13 protein-coding genes are annotated in these 15,463 nt (G+C 71.4%); 9 read left to right on the forward strand and 4 right to left on the reverse strand.

The window, feature by feature from the left end; translation table 11 throughout:
• The first annotated feature begins 41 nt into the window (after positions 1–41).
• From ACZ4M5_RS30095 to ACZ4M5_RS30105, 3 genes are all read left to right on the forward strand, one after another.
• Positions 42–254: an MbtH family protein gene (locus ACZ4M5_RS30095; protein ID WP_467741441.1), complete on the forward strand. Its 213-nt coding sequence runs from the start codon at positions 42–44 to the stop codon at positions 252–254.
• 211 nt (positions 255–465) lie between these two features.
• A complete protein-coding gene (locus ACZ4M5_RS30100) occupies positions 466–873 on the forward strand; it encodes a winged helix-turn-helix domain-containing protein (RefSeq protein WP_369193288.1) in 408 nt (135 codons plus the stop codon).
• A gap of 110 nt (positions 874–983) precedes the next feature.
• Positions 984–1,742 (forward strand): TetR/AcrR family transcriptional regulator, encoded by a 759-nt coding sequence (locus ACZ4M5_RS30105; protein ID WP_467741444.1) that lies wholly within the window; start codon positions 984–986, stop codon positions 1,740–1,742.
• Between the two features lie 88 nt (positions 1,743–1,830).
• Here the strand turns inward: ACZ4M5_RS30105 and ACZ4M5_RS30110 are convergent, their stop codons facing one another.
• On the reverse strand, positions 1,831–2,526 hold the full coding sequence (locus ACZ4M5_RS30110) for a tryptophan 2,3-dioxygenase family protein (protein ID WP_467741514.1): 696 nt from the start codon (positions 2,524–2,526) through the stop codon (positions 1,831–1,833).
• A gap of 188 nt (positions 2,527–2,714) precedes the next feature.
• On the opposite strand from ACZ4M5_RS30110, the gene ACZ4M5_RS30115 reads away from it, so the two are divergent.
• Positions 2,715–3,902 carry a cytochrome P450 gene (locus tag ACZ4M5_RS30115; protein ID WP_467741446.1) on the forward strand — a complete coding sequence of 396 codons (1,188 nt, stop codon included), beginning with the start codon at positions 2,715–2,717 and terminating at the stop codon, positions 3,900–3,902.
• Positions 3,903–3,909: 7 nt separating this feature from the next.
• Here the strand turns inward: ACZ4M5_RS30115 and ACZ4M5_RS30120 are convergent, their stop codons facing one another.
• From ACZ4M5_RS30120 to ACZ4M5_RS30130, 3 genes are all read right to left on the reverse strand, one after another.
• Positions 3,910–5,661: a non-ribosomal peptide synthetase gene (locus ACZ4M5_RS30120; protein ID WP_467741448.1), complete on the reverse strand. Its 1,752-nt coding sequence runs from the start codon at positions 5,659–5,661 to the stop codon at positions 3,910–3,912.
• Positions 5,662–5,750: 89 nt separating this feature from the next.
• The gene (gene ecm14 / locus ACZ4M5_RS30125) at positions 5,751–6,959 is read right to left on the reverse strand and encodes an N-formyl-beta-hydroxy-L-kynurenine formamidase Ecm14 (RefSeq protein ID WP_467741450.1); all 1,209 of its coding nucleotides are present in this window, start codon (positions 6,957–6,959) and stop codon (positions 5,751–5,753) included.
• A gap of 68 nt (positions 6,960–7,027) precedes the next feature.
• A complete protein-coding gene (locus ACZ4M5_RS30130) occupies positions 7,028–7,804 on the reverse strand; it encodes a TioE family transcriptional regulator (RefSeq protein WP_467741452.1) in 777 nt (258 codons plus the stop codon).
• A 157-nt stretch (positions 7,805–7,961) separates the two neighbouring features.
• Here ACZ4M5_RS30130 and ACZ4M5_RS30135 point away from each other — a divergent pair, with 157 nt between their 5' ends.
• The 5 genes from ACZ4M5_RS30135 (at position 7,962) to ACZ4M5_RS30155 (ending at position 15,398) form a co-directional block, all read left to right on the forward strand.
• A complete protein-coding gene (locus ACZ4M5_RS30135) occupies positions 7,962–10,340 on the forward strand; it encodes an ATP-binding cassette domain-containing protein (protein WP_467741454.1) in 2,379 nt (792 codons plus the stop codon).
• Positions 10,341–10,629: 289 nt separating this feature from the next.
• A complete protein-coding gene (locus ACZ4M5_RS30140) occupies positions 10,630–11,568 on the forward strand; it encodes an NAD(P)/FAD-dependent oxidoreductase (RefSeq protein WP_467741456.1) in 939 nt (312 codons plus the stop codon).
• A gap of 242 nt (positions 11,569–11,810) precedes the next feature.
• Positions 11,811–12,524, forward strand: a complete 714-nt coding sequence (locus tag ACZ4M5_RS30145; protein ID WP_467741458.1) for a class I SAM-dependent methyltransferase — start codon at positions 11,811–11,813, stop codon at positions 12,522–12,524.
• Between the two features lie 39 nt (positions 12,525–12,563).
• Positions 12,564–13,946: a hypothetical protein gene (locus ACZ4M5_RS30150; protein WP_467741460.1), complete on the forward strand. Its 1,383-nt coding sequence runs from the start codon at positions 12,564–12,566 to the stop codon at positions 13,944–13,946.
• A gap of 69 nt (positions 13,947–14,015) precedes the next feature.
• Entirely contained in the window at positions 14,016–15,398 is a 1,383-nt protein-coding gene (locus ACZ4M5_RS30155; protein ID WP_467741462.1) for an FAD-binding oxidoreductase, read from the forward strand.
• Positions 15,399–15,463 lie beyond the last annotated feature (65 nt).

A 15,463-nucleotide genomic window follows, 5' to 3' on the forward strand; every position in this document is an offset into this window, starting at 1 on the left:
CCGAGCCCGCACCTGCCGAGACGAGTTCTGGAGGACACAAGGTGAGCACCAACCCGTTCGACGACGAGACCGGCCGGTTCCACGTGCTGGTCAACGGCGAGGACCAGCACTCACTGTGGCCGGCCTTCGCCGAGGTGCCCGCCGGATGGCGCAGCGTCTTCGGCCCCGCCGCGAGGGAGGAGAGCCTCGCCTACGTGGAGGAGCACTGGACCGACATGCGGCCGCGCAGTCTCCGGGAGGCGACGAACGGCTAGCGCGGCGCCGCCGACGGCGGCCCGCTGCCTGTGGTGCCCGTCCGGCCGACGTGAACATCCCGTCGGCCGGCGATGACCGTGACCACCTGTATGCGTCGACGGGGAGGCGCACGCTGTGCGATGCACGACCAGTGATGTCATGTTCGTCCGATGGCCGGCCCAGACGGACCTTCGCAACCGATGTAGGAGGGACGGTGTACCCCGTCTCCTCGTGGTGGAGGCGGGTGCCCGTCCGCCCGTGTGCAACGACCCGTTCGAGGACTGGGTCCGGGCGCCCATCTCCCGGGACGATCTCGACGCCCGGGTCCGGGCTCTGCAGAACCGGCTCGACAGCCGGCAGATCCCCACCCTCGACTCCGCCGGAACGCTCACCTTCGGCTCACACTCGATCACCGTCTCGAACGTCCAGACGGAGTTGATGGAACTGCTCATCGAGCACTTCGGTGAGGTGGTGTACCGGCACGAACTCGCGCAACGGCTCGCGGAACGCGTGCAGAGGCCGACGAGGAACTCGCTCGACCTCCACATCATGCGGCTGCGCCGCCGCCTGGCGTCGACCGACCTGGTGATCCGCACCGCCTGGGGCCGTGGATACGCCCTGGAGGTCGAGGCCCGCTGACACCTGCCGTCCGTCCCCGCGCGCCCGAGGAGCCGCCCGGCCTCGCCTCTCGCGAGGCCGGCCCGCGGGCCTAGCATCTGAGCAGTGATCCCGTCGGAGAAAGGTGCGCGGTGACGAAGCAGGCCGACCCGTCGGCAGGGAACAGCCTCTGGGCCAAGTGCGAGGTCCGGCGCGGGGGGCGCGGCGAGCGGCCCTCCGGGCTCGACCGGGAGCGGATCACCGCGGCGTCGGTGCGGCTCCTGGACGCCGAGGGACTCGCCAGGTTCTCCATGCGCCGGCTGGCCGCCGAACTGCACGTCACCGCGATGTCCCTGTACTGGTACGTCGACACCAAGGACGACCTGCTCGAACTCGCCCTGGACGCCGTCTACGGCGAATTGCAGCCGACCGAGGCGGACCACACCGACGAGGACTGGCCCGAGCAACTGCGGCGGCTGGCCGGGGCGTACCGAGCACTGCTGGTGCGCCACCCGTGGTTGTCACCGCTCGCCGGACGCTTCCTCAACATCGGCCCCAACTCGCTGGCGTTCTCCCGCGCGATCCAGCGGCTCGTGCGCCGGGCGGGGCTGCCCGCGCACGGGGTGACCGGGGCGGTCGCGGCCGTCTTCCAGTTCGTGCACGGCTACGGCACGATCGAAAGTCATTTCCTCACCCGGATCGCGAACACCGGGCTGTCCCCGGACGAGTACTTCTCGCACACCATGTCCCTCGTGGACACAGTCCCCGGAACGGCGGAGGTCATCGGCGAGTCGAAGGACATCATGGCGGCGCGCGGCGGCGACACGGTGGCCGAGATGCTGGACCGCGACTTCACCTTCGCCCTGGACCTGCTGATCGCGGGCATCGAGGCCATGGCCGTCCGCAGCTGACGGCCCGTGTCGACGCCCGCTCGCGTCGGCGTACCACCCGTCGCCACCGCCCACGCCGTCCTCGACGGCGCCGGCAGTGGCGGGAGGGTTACGAGTGGTGCACCTTCCCCCGCAGCCGGCGAAGCTCGGGAAAGGGCCGCGTGACCCGGCGGGCGAGGAAGTCGACGCCGCTCGAGCCGCCGGTCCCGCTCTGCTCACCGATCATCTTCGACACCAGCGCCAGATGAGCCACCTTCCAGTGCCAGTACCCGTTGCCCAGGTCCACCAGCCCTTCCGCGAGCCGATGCAGCACGCCGGTCTCCACGCCACGCCGGCAGACCTCGTCCACCGACCGCCCGTGGTACTCGGCCGCCGCCGCGAACGCCTCGTAGAGGCTGCCCTGGTCGTGACTGTTGCCGAGGAGCGCCGTCAGTGCGCGGAACTGCGCGGACTGCGCGCCGCTCGCCGTGTCGAGATACGTGCGGAACTCGGCGAAATAGCGCAGCGGCAGTCTCTCCAGCACCAGCAACTGCTGCTGGAGCACCCGCAACACGTCGACGGACCGCAGCAGGAACTCCAGGCCCAGCTCCAGATCGTGCGGGTCACACGGAGGCAGGAGCGCCTCCGCAGCGGCGTCCAGGTCGGCCCCGAGCTGCTTGAGCCACAGCTCGCAGGCCTGGTGCGTGATGATGAAGAACTGCTCGGCCAGAACGGCCGCGCTGCCGGCGGTGTGAGGGACGTGCGGCTGTTGCAGCGAGAGCAGGGTCTCCATGTGGAGATAGTCCCCATACGTCAGAGTACTCAGGACGCCGCCTCCTCGTCATAGGTGGTCCGCCGACCGCGGCCGGACTGTCCGACGCGCCCGACGACCGAGGGAGCTGATCCTGACACGGGAAGCAACCGGCTGATCAGCAATCTTTCCTCTCTCATTCACGAGGAAAGACGTGCGCAAGAGCTTCCCGCCGCAGACGCCGGCGATGTGACGATCTCGGCATGACCACCCCGACCGAGCTGGACCTGACTCGCGCGAGCACCTTCGTACAGCACGACGCCCACGCGTTCTGGCGTGACGTGCGACAGCACCGGCCCGTCTACTGGCACGACGGGGACCCCGGCTTCTGGGTCGTCGCCCGCCACGCCGACGTGCTGGCCTGCTACACCGACGTACGCTCCCTGAGCTCCGCACGCGGGACCGTACTGGACGTCCTCCTGAGCGGTGGTGACTCGGCCGGCGGCAAGATGCTCGCGGTCACCGACAGACCCCGCCATCGCGAACTGCGCAACCTGATGCTGCGCGCCTTCTCCCCGCGCGTCCTCGGCGCGGTGGAGGAGAAGGTGGTGGAACGGACGGCACGGCTCATCGGCACCGTCACCCGGCGGGGGCGGTTCGACTTTGCGGCGGACGTCGCCGAGCACATCCCGATGAACACGATCTGCGATCTGCTGTCCGTTCCGGAGGCGGACCGCGAGAAGCTGCTGCGCTGGAACAAGCTGGCCCTCTCCTCGGACGACGCCGACGCCAACCGGCTGGACTCCCTGGAGGCCCGCAACGAGATCATCGGCTACTTCATGGACGTCGCCCGCCATCGCCGCGCCGAGCCGGGCGACGACGTGATCAGCATGATCGCCACGGCGGAGGTGGGAGGCCGCCCGCTGACGCTCGAAGAGGTCGCGCTCAACTGCTACAGCCTCGTGCTCGGCGGCGACGAGTCCTCCCGCGTCTCCGCCATCTGCGCGATCAAGGCCTTCGCCGAACACCCCGCCCAGTGGCAGGCGGTGCGGCAGGGGAGGGCCGCGCTCGACACCGCGGTCGAGGAGGTGCTCCGCTGGGCCACACCCGCCATGCACTTCGCCCGCACCGCGACCCGGGACCTGCGGATAGGCGACCGGCAGGTGCGGGCGGGCGACATCGTCACGCTGTGGAACACCTCCGCCAACAACGACGAGGAGGTGTTCGACCGGCCCCGCCGGTTCGACCCGGCCCGTTCACCCAACAAGCACCTTTCCTTCGGCCACGGCCCGCACTTCTGCGTCGGCGCGTTCCTCGGCCGGGCGGAGTTGCGCGCCCTGCTGAGCGCACTCGCCGAGTCCGTCACCGAGATCGAGATGTGCGGCGAGCCCGCCCCCATCTACTCGAACTTTTTGAACGGACACGCCAGTCTGCCCGTCGCCTTCCACTGACGGGCCGTCAGGCGGGCAGGCGGCTCCCGACGACCGCCGCGAGCTCGCCGATCGAGGCCGCCTCCAGCACGGTCCGCATCGGCAGTGCGATCCCGAACCGCTCCCGGATCCGGGACACCAGCCTGGTCGCCTGCACGGAGTGACCGCCGAGCTCGAAGAAGTTGTCGGCGGCCGTCGCCTCCGGGGCCCGCAGGACGTCCCGCACGATCGCGCAGACCACGGCCGCAGGGTCGTCCGCCTCGAACTCCCGCGCGCTGTCCGCCGGTGCCCCGGCGTCCGCGTCCGGCCGCGGCAGGGCCCCCCGGTCGATCTTGCCGTTGGCCAGGGTCGGGAACCGCTCCAGCACGGTGACCCGCGCGGGCACCATGTGCGCGGGCAGCGACGCGGCGACATGGGCGCGCAGCTCGCCCGGGTCGACCGGCGCCGTGGTGGTGACGTAACCGACGACGTGCGCGTCGGCCAGCTCACCGCGCACCACCGCGACGGCGACGTCCACTACCGGATGGGCGGCGAGCCGCGTCTCGATCTCGCCGAGTTCGACGCGGAAGCCGCGCACCTTCACCTGGCCGTCCGCGCGGCCCGCGAAGAACAACTGACCGTCCGGTTCTCTGCGGCCCCGGTCGCCGGTGCGGTACATCCGGGTGCCCGGCGGCCCGAACGGGTCGGCCACGAACTTCGCCGCGGTCGCGGGCGACCGGTTGAGATAGCCGCGCGCCAGCCCGCTGCCCGCGATGTACAACTCGCCCTCCGTGCCGGGCGGCACCGGGCGCAGGCGCTCGTCGAGCACGTGCACCTCCTTGCCGACCCACGGTGCGCCGATCGCGATGTCACCGGTGTCCCTCACCGGCCCGGCGATCGTCGCCCCGACGGTCACCTCGGTCGGACCGTAGCCGTTGAACATCCGCCGCGTCCGCGACCACTTGCGCACCAGGGTCGGCGTACAGCTGTCACCCGTGGACATGACCGTCCCGCCGGGCAGCACGTCGTCGGCGTCGGTCTCGCTGAGCGCGACGGGGGGCAGGACCGCGTGGGTGATGCCGTACTTGATCAGGGTGCTCCCCAACGGGTGGCCCGGCAGCAGCTCTTCGGCGGGCACCGTCACCAGAGCCGCCCCGGACAGCAGCGCCAGGGACACGTCCCAGAAGGCGGCGTCGAAACTGATGGACGCCCACTGGAGCACCCGGTCGCCCGGACCGGCCCGCAGGACGGCCCTCTGGGTGGCCGCCATGTCGCGCACACCGCTGTGCGGCACGGCGACACCCTTGGGCGTCCCGGTCGACCCCGAGGTGTAGATGACGTACATCAGGTGTTCGGGGCGCAGTGCGGCACGGCGCTCGTGCTGCGCCACGTCGTGTGCCGGCAGTTCCGCGCACGCGGCACGGAACGCCGGGGCGTCGCAGACGAGTTCCTCCGGGCCCTCGCCGAGGGGCGGCACCGAGGAGGACCGCAGCAGCAGCACCGGCCGCGCGTCGGACAGCATGAACGACAGGCGTTCCGCCGGATACTCCGGGTCGAGCGGGAGGTAGGCGCCGCCGGCCTTGAGCACCGCCAAGATCGACACGATCAGCTCCCGCGACTTCGGCATCGCCACCGCGACGAGCGAGTCGGGACCGACACCGTGCGCGATGAGCCTGCGGGCGAGCCGGTTGACCCGGGCGTTCAGCTCCGCGTACCGGAGGGTGCCCTCCGCGTCGATGAGCGCCGGCTCCGGGCCCCGTCGGGCGACGACCGACTCGAACAGTGCAGGAACCGTGTTCAAGCGCGCTCAGCTCCTTCGGGAGGCTCCCTGACCGACGGCGAATCTAGTCTCCGGCGTCCGGGGAGCCCGGCGAATCCTTCCCGTCTCTGTCAGTGCTCGCTCCCGGCACCGGCAAGGGCGCCCGGGAGGCCGGCCGGACCGGTGACGGCGTCGCCGTCGCGGACGTGCAGGACGGCGTCCGCGGTGTCCAGGACGGCCTGCTCGAGCGGGAAGTAGCCCTGCTGCGGGCCGACGTCCGTCCGGCTCCGCGCGGCGGTGACCGCACCCGTCGGGAACAGGGCCCAGTCGGTGACGCCGTCCTGCAGGACGCTCTCGTGGGTGCCCGGCTCCGGGTCGCCCAGCCCGAGGGCCCCGCTGCGGCCCAGGCTGCCGGCGACGAAGACGTACTCCTCGCCCAGCAGCGGTGCCACTACCGTGCCGGCGCCCGGCCAGTCGACGTGCAGGTCTCCCAGGCTCCAGCTGCTCGGGGTGCGCTGCAGGTGCGTGTTGTGGGCGAAGACCAGCGTGGCGCCCCGGCGGCCCTCGATGCTGCGGATGTCGAGGAGGTTCTGCGCCATGAGCGCGTCCCGGGTGGCGAACAGCCGCGACAGCCGGGCGTTCTTCTCCAGGCGCAGGGCCGCCTGCCGGTGGTAGCGCAGCAGACCGAGGCCCGCGGTGAGGTGTGTCCGGGCCCGCAGCCACTCCGCGCGCGACGTCTGCGAGATCCGCTCGGCGGCACGGGAGTGGAGCAGGGTGAGCATGTCGTCGGCGAGGGACCGCAGCCGATCGGCCTCGGCAGTGGCGCCGACCGACATGGCAGGGTCCATCACCGCCTCCGTGCGGCTCCACTGCTCGTCCGCTCCGGACAGCCCGGTCAGGTCCAGGTCGAGCCCCAGATAGTCCCGGGCGTGTTCGAGACACCGCCGCGGACTGGGGGCGCTGGTCGTCTCGGTCGGGACGTCGAAGCCGTGGAAGGTCAGCTGCTCCTGCGGGGGAAGGCCCGCGTTGTGGTCGCGCATCCAGGCGACGAGGCGCCGGTTGGTCTCCATGCTGCCGAAGCCGTGCGAGAAGCCCTCCCGCGTCACCTCGTCGAGGTCCCCGGCACCGCCCTTGACGAAGTCGTCGACGCGCAGCGCGGCCACGCGGTCGGTCTCCAGCGCGATCGAACGGAAGCCGAGGCCGGCCAGCCGGGCGAACAGCTCGTTGCGCACCCACCCGAAGGCGGGCTCGCGGTGGGTGGGTTCGCCGAGCGCCAGCAGGGAGCATGAGGCCAGGGGAAGGTCGTGCAAGTCCTTTCTCATGTCTGTCCATCGAATCATTGAAAGACCTGTTGAGGCTTGTGGCGATGCCGTCGGTGCAGCGACCGGACTCGCGCAGCCGGGAGGTCTCAAACCGTCGGTGGGGACTCCGGCCCGGGAGCGGGCTCCTCGGCGGGTCCCGGTCCCGCCGGGGTGATGCCCAGCAGGGCCACGTATCCGCCGAGACGGGCCGCCGCGTCGAGCATGGACACACCGCGGACGGTGAGCCGGCGCCGCCAGTCGTCGAGCGCGGCCGACAGTGCCTCGGTGCCGCCGGCCGTGCGGATCTGCCGGACCACCGTGCGGATGTGCTCCAGCGGATAACCGCCGCGGCGCAGGAGATGGGTCAGTTCGGCGTCGCGCACGTCCGTGGCGCCGAACGAGCGGTGGCCGGTGACCGGCTCCCGGGCGGGGGAGAGGATGCCCACCGCCTCCCAGTTCCGCAGGGTCGCCGCCGTGACCCCCAGGCGCCGCGCGAGTTCGCCGATGCTGAGCGGCTCGCCGTCGGCGGACGCGCGTGCGGCGACCCCCGGGTCGCGGGTCAGGTGTTCCACCGCCCGCCCGACCGCGTCCAGCGTGCCGCGGTCGCGCAGCAGTTGAGCGTGGCCGCGGTCGACGGCGGTCAGCGCGCCGTCGAGGTCGCCGGTGTTGAGCGACCGCATGATCTCGCCGCCCGTGGCGTAGCCGTAGGCCTGGACGAGCGCCAGATAGGCGCGCAGGGCCGTGGCGTGGACCTCGGTGTAGGTGCGGTAGCCGGACGGCGTGCGCCGGGCGAGCGGGATGAACCCGTCCCGCTCGTAGTTGCGGACCGCCTGGGTGGAGATGCCGTGCTCACGGGCCAGGTCGTGTGGACGCAGGTGTTTCACGGTTTGAGACTCTAACGCAGATTGTCGCGGTGGAAGGCGGAAAAGTCTCAACCGTATTTGCAGGTATACGCTTGAGCTCATGACCGGGACGCCCAGGAACGTCTCACCACGTCACATGACGAAGGCGTGCCGCGTCCGACCCAACGGGAGGGACACCATGACCGCCGGTACGGAGACGGAGACCCAGCCCGCGAAGCTGTGCGCCGCCGACAGTCACGACATGATCCGTGTGCACGGAGCACGTGAGAACAACCTCAAGAACGTGCAGGTGGAGATTCCCAAACGGCGGCTGACGGTGTTCACCGGAGTCTCCGGCTCGGGCAAGAGCTCCCTGGTGTTCGACACGATCGCCGCGGAGTCGCAGCGGCTGATCAACGAGACCTACAGCGCCTTCATCCAGGGGTTCATGCCCACCCTGGCGCGGCCGGAGGTCGACGTCCTCGACGGGCTGACCACCGCGATCCTCGTCGACCAGCAGCCGATGGGCACCAGCCTCCGCTCCACGGTCGGCACCGCCACCGACGCGGGCACCCTGCTGCGCATCCTGTTCAGCCGGCTCGCCAAGCCGTACATCGGCACGCAGAAGGCGTTCGCCTTCAATGTCGCCTCAGCCGACGCGTCCGGTGTTCTCGTGGTCAACGGCAAGAAGATCGAGAAGGGCTTCAGCGTCGTCGGCGGCATGTGCCTGGCGTGCGAAGGCATCGGCTCCGTCTCGGACATCGACCCCGCCCAGTTGTTCGACGACTCCAAGTCCCTCGCGGACGGGGCGATCATCGTCCCCGGCTGGAAGCCCGACGGCTGGGTGGTGCAGTCGTTCACCGAGTCCGGCTTCTTCGACCCGCACAAGCCGATCCGCGACTACACGGAGCAGGAACGGCACGACTTCCTGCACGGAGACCCGGTCAAGGTCAAGGTCAAGGGCGTCAACACCACCTACGAGGGCCTCCTCGCGCGGGTGCGCAAGTCGTTCCTGTCCAAGGACAAGGAGACGCTCCAGCCGCACATCCGCGCCTTCGTGGACCGGGCGGTGACGTTCTCCGCCTGTGCCGAGTGCCACGGCACCCGCCTCAGCGAGACCGCCCGGTCCGCGAAGATCGACGGACTGAGCATCGCCGACGCCAGCGCCATGCAGATCAGCGACCTCGCGGCGTGGATCCGCGGTCTGACCGACCCGTCGGTCACGACCCTGCTCACGGTGCTCGGCCAGACCCTGGAATCCTTCGTGCAGATCGGCCTGGGCTACCTCTCGCTCGACCGCTCCTCGAGCACGCTGTCGGGCGGTGAGGCCCAACGCGTCAAGATGGTCCGCCACTTGGGCTCAGCGCTCACCGACGTCACCTACGTCTTCGACGAACCCACCGTCGGACTGCACCCGCACGACATCCAGCGGATGAACGAACTGCTGCTGCGGCTGCGGGACAAGGGCAACACCGTCCTGGTCGTGGAGCACAAGCCGGAGACGATCGTGATCGCCGACCACGTCGTCGACCTGGGGCCGCTCGCCGGCACCAAGGGCGGCGAAGTGGTCTTCGAGGGCACGGTCGAGGGCCTGCGCGCCAGCGGCACCGTCACCGGACGGCATCTGGACGACCGGGCCTCGCTGAAGCCGGCCGTGCGCGAGCGGTCCGGGGTGCTTCAGGTGCGCGGCGCCGACGCCCACAACCTGCGCGACGTCGACGTGGACATCCCGCTCGGCGTGCTCACCGTGGTCACCGGGGTCGCGGGCTCCGGCAAGAGCTCCCTGATCCACGGTTCGGTGGCGGGCCGGGACGGCGTCGTCACGGTGGACCAGTCGCCCATCAAGGGCTCGCGCCGCAGCAACCCGGCCACCTACACGGGCATGCTCGAACCGATCCGCAAGACGTTCGCCAAGGCCAACGGGGTCAAGCCCGCCTTGTTCAGCCCCAACTCCGAGGGAGCCTGCCCCACCTGCAAGGGCGCCGGTGTCATCTACACCGACCTGGCGATCATGGCCGGTGTCGCCACGACCTGCGAGGACTGCGGGGGCAAGCGGTTCCAGCCCTCGGTGCTGCAGTACCGGGTCGGTGGCCGGGACATCAGCGAGGTGTTCGCCATGCCGGTGGCCGAGGCCGCCGAGTTCTTCCGCACCGGTGAGGCGCGGACGCCGGCCGCGTGCACCGTGCTCGACCGGCTCGCCGAGGTCGGCCTCGGATACCTCAGCCTCGGACAGCCGCTCACCACCCTCTCCGGGGGTGAGCGGCAACGGCTGAAGCTCGCCGGGCACATGGGCGGAACGGGCAGTGTCTACATCCTCGACGAGCCGACCAGCGGCCTGCACCTGGCCGACGTCGAGCAACTGCTGCGCCTGCTGGACCGGTTGGTCGACTCCGGCAAGACGGTCATCGTCGTGGAACACCACCAGGCGGTCATGGCGCACGCCGACTGGATCATCGACCTCGGCCCCGGTGCCGGCCACGACGGCGGCCGCGTCGTCTTCGAAGGCACTTCGGCCGACCTGGTCGCCGCCCGCTCCACCCTCACGGGCGAACACCTCGCCCAGTACGTCGGCGCCTGACGCCGAGCGGTCCCGCACCCGCCCCCGCCGGCCACCCCGGCGGGGGCACGACCGGGTTTCCCCCGCGGCGAGTCGCTCCCTTCCGGCCCGCCGGCGCCTACGCGCAGCCGCACGATTGTCTGGCGCACCTCTTTCCCTGCACCCTTCCACCACCTCACGGGCGACCACAATGCGGGCTCACGGCGTCCGCCCGCCGACAGCCCGCGCGGTGTGCCCGCCGCGCAGCTGCCGGACCACTCGAGCGGTGCGCTGACCCCGCGCATGCCGCCCTACGGAAGGGATCAGAGCGATGTCCTCACACGCCGACCACACCACCGTGATCGTGGGAGCCGGCCCCGCAGGACTCACCGCGGCCCTCGGCCTGGCGAGGTACCGGCACCCCGTGATCGTCGTGGACAGCCCGCGCGCACCGCGCAACAGCGCGTCGGCGGGAGTGCACGGCCACATCGGCATGGACGGCGTCACTCCCGCCGAGTTCCGCGCCCGCGCCTGGCGGGAACTCTCCCGGTACAGGACGGTCGAACGACTGGAAGACGAGGTCGCCAACGTGTCCACCGCTCCCGGCGGGGGCTTCCGCGTCGCCCTCGGCAGTGGTGGAAGCGTCGCGTCCGCGAGCGTCCTGCTCGCCACCGGTGTCGTCGACGTCCATCCGTCCGACGTGGACGGCTTCGCGGAGTGCTGGGGCCGCAGCGTGATCCACTGCCCGTTCTGCCTCGGTGAGGAGAACGCGGGCGGGAGCTGGGCGACGATCGCCGACAACGCGCACCTCGCGGGACTGTCCGCCGTGGCCTTCCGCGCCTGGAGCGAGGACACCATCGCGATCTGCCCGGAGTCGATGCCCGGCCTGGAGACCGCCCGCGCGACCGCGCGCAGCGGGGGAGGAGACGTCGTCACGGGCACCGTACGCCGTCTCCACCACCGACAAGGGGCCCTGTACGGAATCGAGTTGGCCGACGGGCGGGTCCTGGAGCGCCAGACCCTGGTGTGGACGCCGCCCCAACGCCAGCAACCCGTCGTGCAGCGGGTGGCCGACGAGCTGAAGCTGACCGTCGTCGACGCCGGCTTCGTCGGCGTCGACGACTCCCAGTGCACCAGCGTGCCAGGTCTGTACGCCGCCGGGGATCTGACCAGTCGCTGGAAGCAGTCGGTCACCGCGTCGACCGCGGCGGGCGCGGCAGCCGCCGACGCCATCCACATGTCGGCCTTGCTGGGTGCCGTGCACCCATAGACGGACTCCCGCCCTGCCCACTGATCACCGTGGGCCCGGAGGCGGGCCCTGTGGCGCGGCCTCGGTGCGGCGACGGCCGGCCCTGTGGCGCGGTCCTCGGCGCGGCTAACGGCCTGATCACGCGGGTCGCCCTCAGGGGCCGGACCGGCGCGCGCCCTCCATCCGCCGGCGGGCGAACACTCGGTGACAGAAGTCCGCAAGAGACCCGGGAGGTGCCGGGAGGCGCCGCAATCATGGCAGCCATGACTGAACCTGCTGGCGCACCCGACGCAGCCGCGGTGATGACCGAAGTGTTCGACGCCGTCTACCGCGGGGAGAGCCCGTTCGGCAAGCGCCCGCCGTGGGACATCGGGGCGCCCCAACCCGCCTACGTGGCACTGGAGAAGGCGGGCCTCGTCCGCGGCGCGGTGCTCGACGCGGGCTGCGGCACCGGAGAGGACGCCCTTCACCTGGCCGGCCTGGGCTATGAAGTGACGGGGCTTGACCTGTCCCCGACGGCGATCTCCCTCGCCCGGGACAAGGCCGAAGCGCGCGGACTCGGCGCCGTCTTCGAGGTCGCCGACGCCCTCGACCTCACAGGCTACGAAGAGCGTTTCGACACCGTGATCGACTCCGGCCTCGCCCACACCTTCGAGGGCGACAGGCTGCGCGCCTACGCGACAGCCCTGCACCGGGCCTGCCGCCCGGGAGCGGTGGCGCACATCCTCTCGATCAGCGACCGGGGATCCGCGGAGATGCAGGCGCGGCTCGCCGAGGCCATCGAGGAGATACCGGCGCCGCTCCCGGACGACGACGAGTCGCCCACCCTCAAGCGGTCCGCCGACCACTTGCGCGACGGCTTCGCCGAAGCCTGGACGGTCGAGTCGATCGACGAGTCCCTCATGCGCGGCGTCATCCCGACCACGTCCGAACTGCTCGACGTGCACGCCTGGCTCGGGCGTTTCCGCCGCAACTGAACGCGCCCACCGAAGACGGCCCCGAGAAGGCGAGGAACGATGAAGGTGCGAGTAGGCAAGTGGCTGCGGACCGCCGCGTCCTCACCGACCGGCCGGGCCGCCAGACGTGCGCTCGCGTCGACCGGCACCTCCCCGGCCCGACCGGAGCGGTCCGGGGCCGCGCGCGCCGCCTACCGGTTCGGTTGCGTCTACACCGGCTTGTACTGCCTGACCTCCCCGCAGGTCTATCTGGCGCTGCGCGGCGGCGGCATGGGGCGTCTGCAGGAAGCGGCCGACGCCTGGGCGAAGCTCTGGGCGATACGCCCGGTGCGGAACTGGATGTCCGTCCGGGTCCTCGGCAAGGAGCTGGGTGACCGCTTCGACGGCGGCGACGACCCGCACACCTGGGCGGGACAGCTGTGCTGGCTCGCCGGCGCCGCGGTGGCCACCCCCGCCTTGTCCGTGCTGGAGCGCCACCGGGCGGGGAGTGCGACGCCGCAGGAGTGGCTCCGCCTCGCCGCCCGCTTCTGCCTCGCGGGGCAGATGTTCTCCTACGGCGCGGCCAAGGCCGTTCCGCTCCAGTTCCAGCTGCCGCCCTCCAAGCTCGTCGAGCCGCTCGGGGAGCTCAGCCCGATGAGCCTGCTGTGGGCGCAGACGGGATCCTCGAAGCCGTATCAGATGGTGCTCGGCTGTGCCGAGATCGCGGGCGGGCTGCTGCTCGTCCTGCCGCGCACGGCGCCGCTGGGCGCACTGCTGTCCGCGGCGGAGATGGCCCAGGTGCTCCTGCTCAACATGACCTTCGACGTCCCGGTCAAGGTGCACTCCTTCCAGTTGCTGCTGCTCAGCCTGTTGCTGCTGGCGCCGCACACCCCTCGCCTGGCCGAGGCCGCGCTGACAGGCCGTCCGCTGCCCGCGGCCTCGTCCGGAGACCTCTTCCGTTCCCGCCGGGCGAACCGGATCGCCACCGCCCTCCAGGCCGGGGCCGGCCTCTGGCTCCTCGGCGCCCAGCTGCGCAACGACTACACGTTCTGGAAGAACCACGGCGGCGGACGTGAGAAGCCCGAACTCCACGGCGTCTGGGACGTCACCGACTTCTCCGTCGACGGCGAGCAGCACCCGCCCGTGACCACCGACGACCGTCGCTGGCGCCGCGTCGTCGTGGACTCCGCCGACGTCGTGGCCATCCAGCACATGGACGACTCGCTCGACCCCTGCATGGCGGCGATCGACATGAACGCCCGCTCGCTCGCCCTGACCAGGATGACCGATCCCACCTGGCGGGTGACGTTCGCCTTCGAGCGCCCCGCCGACGATGTGCTGATCCTGGAGGGCAAGGCCGACGGCCGCCACCTCCGCCTGCACCTGCGCCGCCGCGACCCGCACACCTTCCCCCTGCTCAGCCGCGGCTTCCACTGGATGCAGGAGAACTCGTCGCTGCGGTGACGCGATGGCGGACCGCCGGGCGGCACCGGCGGTGCGGCGGCCGGGACGTCCGAGAAAGGGGAACAACGGATGAACGGTGACATCGACGCCCTGGCCGCCGAGGTGAGAGGACCCGTCCTCCTCCCCGGCAGCAGGGAGTACGACGAGGAACGGACCGGATTCCAGGCCGGGTTCAGGCACCGTCCCGCTCTCGTCGTCGGCGCCACCCGCCCCGAGGACGTACGCGCCGCGGTCCGCTTCGCCGCCGCACGGAGGCTGCCCGTCGCCGTGCAGTCCACCGGACACGGCATCGTCACCGCCCTCAACGGTGAGGGCCTGCTCATCACGACCCATCGGATGAAGGCCGTCACCGTGGACGCCGACGCCGCCACGGTCACAGCCCAGGCCGGCGTGCTGTGGGGGGAGGTCGTCGACCAGGCCGCCCCGTACGGCCTGGCCCCGGCCAACGGCTCGGCCCTGCACATCGGCGTCGTCGGCTACCTCCTCGGGGGCGGTGTGGGCCTGCTCGGCCGCCGCACCGGTTACGCCAGCGACCACGTGCGGGCCCTCGACATCGTCACCGCGGACGGTGAACTGCGCCACGTCACGGCCGACTCCGACCCCGACCTGTTCTGGGCCCTGCGCGGCGGCGGAGGCAACTTCGGCGCCGTCACCGCCGTCGAAACCGCCCTGATACCGGTGACGCGGCTCTACGGCGGCGCCCTCCACTTCGCCGCGGACCGTCCACTCGACCTGCTGCACGCCTACCGGGCGTGGACGACGACCCTCCCCGAGGAACTGACCTCCTCGATCTGCCTCATGACCTGCCCGCCGTGGGCCGACGTCCCCGAGCCGCTGCACGGACGCTACGCCGCACACATCCGCATCGCGTTCACGGGACCCGCCGACGAGGGCGAACGGCTGGTGGCGCCGCTGCGGGCACTCGGCCCGCGGCTCGTCGACACCGTCCGCGAGATGCCGTACACGCAGGTGGGCACCATCTACCAGGATCCGCACACCCCGCACACCTACTTCGGCAACAACGTCCTGCTGCGCGAGCTGGATCCCACGGCCCTGCGGGCGGTCGTGGACGTGGCGGGGCCCGACGCGAAGGTCCCCTGCAGTGTCGAGATCCGCCATCTGGGCGGCGCCTTCACCCGCCGGCATCCCTGCCGGGGGGCGGTCGGCGCCAGACCGGCCGCGTACATGCTGCGCGTGACGACCGGCGGCACGGCCGCGCCGTCCACGTCCGCCCGGCCGGTCCACCAGCAGGTGTACGACGCCCTGAAGCCCTGGACCGTCGGCCGCAGCCTCAACTCCGTCTACAACGACGGCGCCCCTGTGCCGGAGGAGCAGGTACGGGAACTCTTCTCGGCCGAGGACTACGAGCGACTTCGCCGCGTGAAGACGCTGTACGACCCGCACAACCTGTTCCGGCACACGCACAACGTCCGGCCGAAGGACGCAGGTTGACGGACAGCGACAGCGGCACCGACACCGACAGCGGCAAGGGTCACAGCCGCGGTCTGTGCGAGCGG

The sequence above is a fragment of the Streptomyces sp. NPDC026246 genome (genome assembly GCF_055567995.1).